The sequence below is a fragment of the Microbacterium sp. P2_F9 genome (assembly GCF_056403635.1).
In genome coordinates, this window is sequence record NZ_JBFUFC010000012.1 from 39,391 (window position 1) to 46,489 (window position 7,099).

Here is a 7,099-nt window from a genome sequence, read left to right on the forward strand (position 1 = left end):
CGCGCCGCCCCCGCCCCCTCTGCCACCCCGACACAGGAGTCGCCATGTCTGTCATCACCCGCGCCGAACCCGGCGCGCGCACGAAGCTTCCCCCTGAGGAGCCGTTGATCCCGCAGCGCACGCGCGGCACCGCAGGCTACTGGCTCTACCTGCTGCCGGGGTTCGCCCTTCTCCTCGTCATCGTCATCATCCCGCTCGTCTTCAACATCTTCCTGACGTTCACGAAGTGGCGCGGTGTCCGGGCCCCCGAGTTCATCGGGCTCGAGAACTGGTTCAAGATCTTCACTGACGAAGACTTCTGGACCTCCTTCACGAACTCGGTCTGGATGGTCCTGGCGATGGTGGTGATCCCCACCACGGTCGGCCTCATCGTCGCGGCTCTGCTCTTCGACGTCGTCGGCCGCAAGTTCGGCGGCAAGGTCGGCAGCTTCCTGCGCGCCACCTACTACCTGCCCCAGATTCTCCCCATCGCCGTCGCCGGCATCGTGATCGGCTGGATGTTCCGCCCAGGCGCAACGGGGTCGGTGAACCAGATGCTCGCGGTGTTCGGAATACCCGCCTATGACTGGCTGGGGCAGATGCCGTCCGCGCTGCTGGTGCTGATGGGCGTCCTCGTCTGGGTCCAGATCGGCTACCCGGTCGTCGTGTTCATGGCGGCGCTCCAGCGCGTCGACCCTGAGCTGTACGAGGCGGCCGAACTCGACGGTGCCAACTGGTTCCAGCGGTTCACCGCCATCACCCTCAGCATCATCCGTCCCGAAGTGTTCGTCGTGACGCTCACGTGCACGATCGCGGCGCTCAAGGTCTTCGGCCCGGTGTACATCATCACTCAGGGCGGCCCCGCCGGGGCGACGCTCGTGCCGGCGTACTACGCGTACACCGAGTTCTTCACGAAGCGGAACATCGGCTACGGCGCAACCATCGCGACGGTCCTCACGGTCCTCGTCGTAGTGGTCTCGATCATCTTCATCCGGGTGCAGAACTCGATGGAGCGCAAGGAAAGGGCGGGACTCTGATGGCTGCCACCGCAATCGTCCCCGCGGGCACGGCCCGCACTCCCCGCGCACGCGGCGGGATGACGAAGAAGCGCACCAGCGACTGGGTGATGCTCATCGCCGTCATCCTCGGCGCGGCAGTGATCATGGTGCCCTTCTACCTGATCCTCGTGAACGCCTTCAAGTCGCCCATCGACTACGCGACATCTGGTCCCTTCGCGCTGCCGCAGGCGATCGACTTCACGGGCATCCAGGCTTTCTGGGAGCGCGTGAACTTCCCGGAGAAGGTCTGGAACTCGATCTTCATCTCGGGCACCGTGGCGGTGCTGGCCGTGCTCATCTCGCTGCTGAACGCGTTCGCGATCGGCATCGGACGGGTCCGCGGGCGCTCGTGGATCGTGCTGCTGTTCCTTCTGGCGAACCTGCTGCCGCAGGAGGCCCTGCTCTACCCGCTGTACTACATGTTCAAGTCGGTGCACCTCTACGACAACGTGTGGTCGGTCATCATCGTCTTCACCGTGATCCAGGCGGCGTTCGGCACCTACCTCCTCGCATCGGTGCTCGGCACCTTCCCCAAGGAAGTGCTCGAGGCGGCTTCGATCGACGGAGCCACCCGCTGGCAGATCCTGTGGCGGGTCGTCTTCCCGATCACGCGGCCGACGCTCTCGGTGCTGCTCATCTTCTTCTTCATCTGGACGTGGAACGAGTTCCTGCTCCCRCTCACGTTCCTGCCGTCGAACGCCAACCAGACGGTCCCGGTCGCGATCAGCGTCCTGACCGGCGATCGACTCATGGACGTCACGACGACAGCGGGAGCGGCGCTCTTGAGCATCATCCCKACGATCATCTTCTTCCTCATCTTCCAGCGCACGCTGACGCGTGGCATCACGGCAGGAGCGGTCAAGTAATGAAGTTCACCGACGGATTCTGGCAGCTTCGCCCGGGGGTCACCGCCCTCTACGCGCAGGAGGCGTACGACGTCTGGGAGACGGATGCCACGGCCGACGGCGCCGGGCTGGTCATCACGGCCCCAACCGCCGTGATCAGCAAGCGCGGCGACGTGCTCAACCGCGCAGCGCTCACCGTGACCCTGTCCTCGCCGCTCGAAGGCGTCGTCCGGGTGCGGATCTCGCACCACCAGGGGTCGAAGTGGCACGGCGGGTTCGACCTGCCGGGCGCCGCTCCGGCAGGCGCGGCATCCGTCACCGCCGAAGGCGGAACGCTGACGACGGGCCCACTGACCGCCCGCATCGCGAACGGCGCGCCGTGGTCGCTCGACTTCGCGGTCGACGGTACCCGCGTGACCGGCAGCGGCCACAAGTCGCAGGGGTACATCGGGCTCTCCGCCGACGCCCAGGTCGACGGCGGGGTCGTCGGCAACGGGCGCAGCGGCAGCGCGGCACCCAAGGCGACGAAGTTCGTGCACGAGCAGCTCGACCTCGGCGTCGGGGAGCTCATCTACGGACTGGGGGAGCGCTTCGGCCCGCTCGTGAAGAACGGGCAGTCTGTCGACATCTGGAACGCCGACGGCGGCACGTCGAGCGAGCAGGCGTACAAGAACGTCCCGTTCTACCTCTCCAACCGCGGGTACGGCGTGCTCGTCAACGACCCCGGTCACGTCTCGTTCGAGATCGGCTCCGAGTCGGTCGAGCGGGTGCAGTTCTCGGTGGCCGGTGAAGAGCTCGAGTACTTCGTCATCGCCGGCCCCACCCCGAAGGACGTGCTCGAGCGCTACACCGCGCTGACCGGGCGCCCGCCGATCGTGCCGGCCTGGTCGTACGGCCTGTGGCTTTCCACCTCGTTCACGACCGACTACGACGAGGCGACGGTCACGTCGTTCATCGATGAGATGGCCGCGCGCGAGCTGCCGGTCTCGGTGTTCCACTTCGACTGCTTCTGGATGCGCGAGTTCAACTGGTGCGACTTCGAGTGGGATCCGCGGGTCTTCCCCGACCCGGACGGCATGCTCTCGCGCCTGCACGAGAAGGATCTGCGCGTCTGCGTGTGGATCAACCCCTACATCGCACAGCGCTCGCCGCTGTTCGCCGAGGGTGCGGCCGCGGGCTACCTCGTGAAGCGCCCCGACGGCTCGGTGTGGCAGTGGGATCTCTGGCAGGCCGGCATGGGCCTGGTCGACTTCACCAACCCCGATGCGACGGCGTGGTTCCAGTCCAAGCTGCGGGCGCTCGTCGACCAGGGCGTCGACTGCTTCAAGACCGACTTCGGCGAGCGGATCCCGCTCGAGGTGGAGTGGTTCGACGGCTCCGACCCGTCCAGGACGCACAACCTCTACACCCAGCTGTACAACAAGGCAGTGCACGATGTCCTCGTCGAGGCTCGTGGCGCCGGCGATGCCGTGCTCTTCGCCCGGTCGGCGACGACCGGCGGCCAGTCGATGCCGGTGCACTGGGGCGGCGACTCGACGTCGACGTTCCAGTCGATGGCCGAGACGCTGCGCGGCGGGCTCTCGCTCGCCCTGAGCGGGTTCGCGCACTGGAGCCACGACATCGGCGGCTTCGAGGGGACTCCGGATGCCGCGGTCTTCAAGCGCTGGACCGCGTTCGGCCTGCTCGGCAGCCACAGCCGCTTCCACGGCTCCGGCTCCTACCGGGTGCCGTGGGCGTTCGACGAAGAGGCGGTCGAGGTCACGCGCATCTTCACCCACCTGAAGATGCGGCTCATGCCGTACCTGTTCCAGGCGGGCGTGGAGGCAGCGTCCACGGGCGCCCCGGTGCTGCGGCCGATGCAGCTGGAGTTTCCGGACGACCCGGGCGTCGGCTACCTCGACCGGCAGTACATGCTCGGTCGCGACATCCTGGTCGCTCCGGTCTTCACCGTCTCCGGTGATGTCGACTTCTACCTGCCCGCGGGCAGGTGGACGAATCTGCTCACCGGTGAAGAGGTGCAGGGCGGTTCGTGGCGGCGCGAGCGGCACGGCTTCACGTCGCTGCCGATCTACGTGCGGCCCGGCGGCGTCCTGCCGTGGGGTGCCCGCCAGGATCGGCCGGACTACGACTATCTCGACGGGCTGACGCTGCGCGTCTTCGCGGGCGGCTCGGGCTCGACCACCGTGACCGTGACGAACCCCGATGGGCGGTCCGAGACCTTCGACGTCGACCGCGCAGAGGTGACAGGATGACGACAGTGAGCGAACTGACTGCAGGCCGGGCCGACTACCGGGACTCGGGACTGGTGTTTCCGCCGTCCTTCACTTTCGGGTCGGCGACCGCGTCGTACCAGGTCGAGGGCGGCTTCGACGAAGACGGACGCGGTCCGTCGATCTGGGACACCTTCAGCAAGACCCCCGGCCTCGTCTGGAACGGCGATACCGGTGACGTCGCGTGCGACCACTACCACCGTTGGGAGAGCGATCTCGATCTGATGGCCTCGCTCGGCCTGGACGCGTATCGCTTCTCGATCGCGTGGCCGCGGATCCAGCCGACCGGCCGGGGACCCGCCAATCAGGCGGGCCTCGACTTCTACTCGCGGCTCGTGGACGGACTGCTGGCGCGCGGGATCAAGCCCGTGGCGACGCTGTACCACTGGGACCTGCCGCAGCCGCTCGAGGACGAGGGCGGATGGGCCGTGCGCTCGACAGTCGATGCGTTCGAGGAGTACGCCCGCATCGTCGGCGCCGCACTGGGCGACCGGGTGCACACCTGGACGACCCTCAACGAGCCGTGGTGCTCGGCCTACCTGGGCTACGGGCAGGGCGGCCACGCGCCGGGTCGGCACGAGCCGGCCGCTGCGCTCGCCGCGGTCCATCACCTGAACCTCGCCCACGGCCGGGCCATCCAGGCGCTGCGGGCGACCTCGACCGGCACGCCGGAGTACTCGGTGACGCTCAACTTCCACGTGCTGCGCGGAGTCGGGGATGGCGCGGCGGAGGCGATGCGGCGGATCGACGCCCTCGCGAACCGCGCCTTCACGGGCCCGATGCTGCGCGGCGTCTACGATGCCGACCTGCTCGAGGACACGGCATCCGTCACCGACTGGTCGTTCGTCCACGACGGGGATCTCGAGGCGATCCACCAGCCGATCGATGTGCTGGGGGTCAACTACTACTCCACCGCGACCGTGCAGCTGTGGGACGGGGTTTCGCCGAAGCAGACGAACGACGGTCACAAGGGTGCCGCGGGCGGCACGGCGTGGCCCGGCAGCGACGCGATCGTGGAGTTCGTCGAGCAGCCAGGGCCGTACACCGCGATGGGCTGGAACATCGCTCCGGAGGGCCTCGAGGAGCTGCTCGTGTCGCTCTCGGAGCAGTTCCCGGACCAGCCGCTCATGGTGACCGAGAACGGCGCCGCCTTCGAGGACGAGGTCGCCGAGGATGACTCCGTGCCCGACCCGGAGCGTCTCGACTACCTGCGCCGGCACTTCACGGCGGCGCACCGGGCCATGGCCCGCGGTGTCGATCTGCGCGGCTACTTCGTGTGGTCTCTGCTCGACAACTTCGAGTGGGGCTACGGCTACGCGAAGCGGTTCGGCATCGTGCGGGTGGACTTCGACACGCTCGAGCGCACGATCAAGGACAGCGGGCTCTGGTACCGGGACCTGGTGGCGACGAGGTCGATCCCGGCGTGAGCCGGGGCCCTCTGTACCCAACTGCGGGGCAGTTCGGCGACACGCCATGGCCGGGCGACCTGGCACGGCGTGTCGTGCACGAGCCCCGCAGTTGGGCTCGGTGGGGCGGCCTCAGGCTGCCCCGCGCTCGTCACGCAGGCCGACGCGATCCGGGATGTCGAACTGCACGCGCGGCAGCCAGGTATTCGGTTCCGGCCACGGTCGGGAGGCGGGCAGCGAGCGCAGGCGGGCACGGAGCGCGGCTCCGGATGCCTCGACCGGCAGCACCCGCGAAGGCGCATGGTGTGCGAGCGCGCCGAGCCACCAATGGCGCCAGGTGCCGGTGATGGCCTCCGGACCGAGCACCATGTAGTAGTCCGGCATGACCGCATCGCCCGCGGCGAAGAGGCCGAGGAGGGTCTCGACTTCAACCTCGAGCGTGCCGAGCGTCGCCCGTTCCTCGTAGAGCTCCACCCAGGCGGCCGCGACATGCTCGAGCGGGTCGGCATCGTGGACGACGTAGGGAATGGATGCCGCGGCCACGGCCCGGGCCGCGACGGCGGGTTCGCTCTCCCGCAAGGAGAGGGCGAGCAGGGCGGGAACGTCGCCGAGGCCCGCGAGCAGGGCGTCGCTTTCGGTCCCGACGAGGGCGACGACGGTCGATCGTGGGGCGGAATCTGTCGGAGGCGCCATGTTCCACGATACGTCCGGCCGTGTTACATCGGGATGACACGCCACACCCACTATCGGATCCAGGCCTCTGGGCTCTACAGTCAGGCCGGGTGCGAGGGGAGTGGGGGCGCGTCTGATGCAGCGAGTGGTGGTGCTGGGAGCCGGCTTCGGCGGGCTCGAACTGACGAGTGTCCTCGCCGAGGAATTGGCCGGCCAGGTCGAGGTCGTGCTGATCGATCGCACCGAAGGTTTCGTCTTCGGGTTCTCCAAGCTCGACGTGATGTTCGGTCGCACGACGGCCGAGCAGGTGTTCCATCCCTACGCCGATCTCGTCAAACCGGGGGTGACGTTCGTGCGCGCCGAGGTCACCGCGATCGACCCGGCGACCAAACGGGTCGAGACCACCGCCGGTCCATTCGAGGGTGACGTTCTCGTGATCGCGCTTGGCGCCGAGTACGACATCGCGCGCACCCCTGGTCTCGCCGAGGCGGGGCATGAGTTCTACAGCGAAGCAGGCGCCTTCGCGCTGCAGCGCACGCTCGCCGAATTCGGCGGCGGTGACGTGGTGATCGGCATCACGGCCGGGCCGTTCAAGTGTCCGCCGGCGCCGAGCGAGGCAGCGTTGCTGCTCGACGAACTGCTGCGGGCACGCGGCATCCGCGATCAGTCGTCGATCTCGCTGGTCATGCCGTTTCCGCGCCCGATCCCGCCGTCGCCGGATGCCTCGTCCGCCCTGCTGGCCGCGTTCGAGGAGCATGGCATCGCGTGGATCCCGGATCGCGCGGTCCGCTCGCTCGACGCAGACACGCGCACGGTGCGACTGGGCGATGGATCGACCTTGCCGTTCGATCTGTACCTCGGAGTGCCGG

6 protein-coding genes are annotated in these 7,099 nt (G+C 68.2%); 5 read left to right on the forward strand and 1 reads right to left on the reverse strand.

Annotated features, from left to right (window positions below):
* The first annotated feature begins 44 nt into the window (after positions 1–44).
* The 4 genes from AC1DVT_RS02560 to AC1DVT_RS02575 are packed head-to-tail and all read left to right on the forward strand — an operon-like array spanning position 45 to position 5,579.
* Positions 45–1,016 carry a carbohydrate ABC transporter permease gene (locus tag AC1DVT_RS02560; RefSeq protein ID WP_477386255.1) on the forward strand — a complete coding sequence of 324 codons (972 nt, stop codon included), beginning with the start codon at positions 45–47 and terminating at the stop codon, positions 1,014–1,016.
* Positions 1,016–1,903 (forward strand): carbohydrate ABC transporter permease, encoded by an 888-nt coding sequence (locus tag AC1DVT_RS02565; protein WP_477386257.1) that lies wholly within the window; start codon positions 1,016–1,018, stop codon positions 1,901–1,903. Before AC1DVT_RS02560 ends, AC1DVT_RS02565 begins: the two co-directional genes overlap by 1 nt.
* Positions 1,903–4,134 (forward strand): alpha-xylosidase, encoded by a 2,232-nt coding sequence (gene yicI, locus AC1DVT_RS02570; RefSeq protein WP_477386259.1) that lies wholly within the window; start codon positions 1,903–1,905, stop codon positions 4,132–4,134. Before AC1DVT_RS02565 ends, yicI begins: the two co-directional genes overlap by 1 nt.
* On the forward strand, positions 4,131–5,579 hold the full coding sequence (locus AC1DVT_RS02575) for a GH1 family beta-glucosidase (protein ID WP_477386261.1): 1,449 nt from the start codon (positions 4,131–4,133) through the stop codon (positions 5,577–5,579). The genes yicI and AC1DVT_RS02575 overlap by 4 nt, the downstream gene beginning before the upstream one ends.
* Before the next feature lie 111 nt (positions 5,580–5,690).
* On the opposite strand, the gene AC1DVT_RS02580 is transcribed toward AC1DVT_RS02575, so the two are convergent.
* The gene (locus AC1DVT_RS02580) at positions 5,691–6,251 is read right to left on the reverse strand and encodes a hypothetical protein (RefSeq protein ID WP_477386263.1); all 561 of its coding nucleotides are present in this window, start codon (positions 6,249–6,251) and stop codon (positions 5,691–5,693) included.
* Between the two features lie 115 nt (positions 6,252–6,366).
* Here AC1DVT_RS02580 and AC1DVT_RS02585 point away from each other — a divergent pair.
* Positions 6,367–7,099 (forward strand): FAD-dependent oxidoreductase (locus AC1DVT_RS02585; RefSeq protein ID WP_477386265.1); only part of this gene is annotated, 733 nt, incomplete at its 3' end.

Bases quoted from the DNA above. Each gene is read 5' to 3' on its own strand.
- AC1DVT_RS02560 (WP_477386255.1), top strand. From the start codon at position 45: ATGTCTGTCATCACCCGCGCCGAACCCGGCGCGCGCACGAAGCTTCCC.
- yicI (WP_477386259.1), top strand. From the start codon at position 1,903: ATGAAGTTCACCGACGGATTCTGGCAGCTTCGCCCGGGGGTCACCGCC.
- AC1DVT_RS02575 (WP_477386261.1), top strand. From the start codon at position 4,131: ATGACGACAGTGAGCGAACTGACTGCAGGCCGGGCCGACTACCGGGAC.
- AC1DVT_RS02580 (WP_477386263.1), bottom strand. From the start codon at position 6,251: ATGGCGCCTCCGACAGATTCCGCCCCACGATCGACCGTCGTCGCCCTC.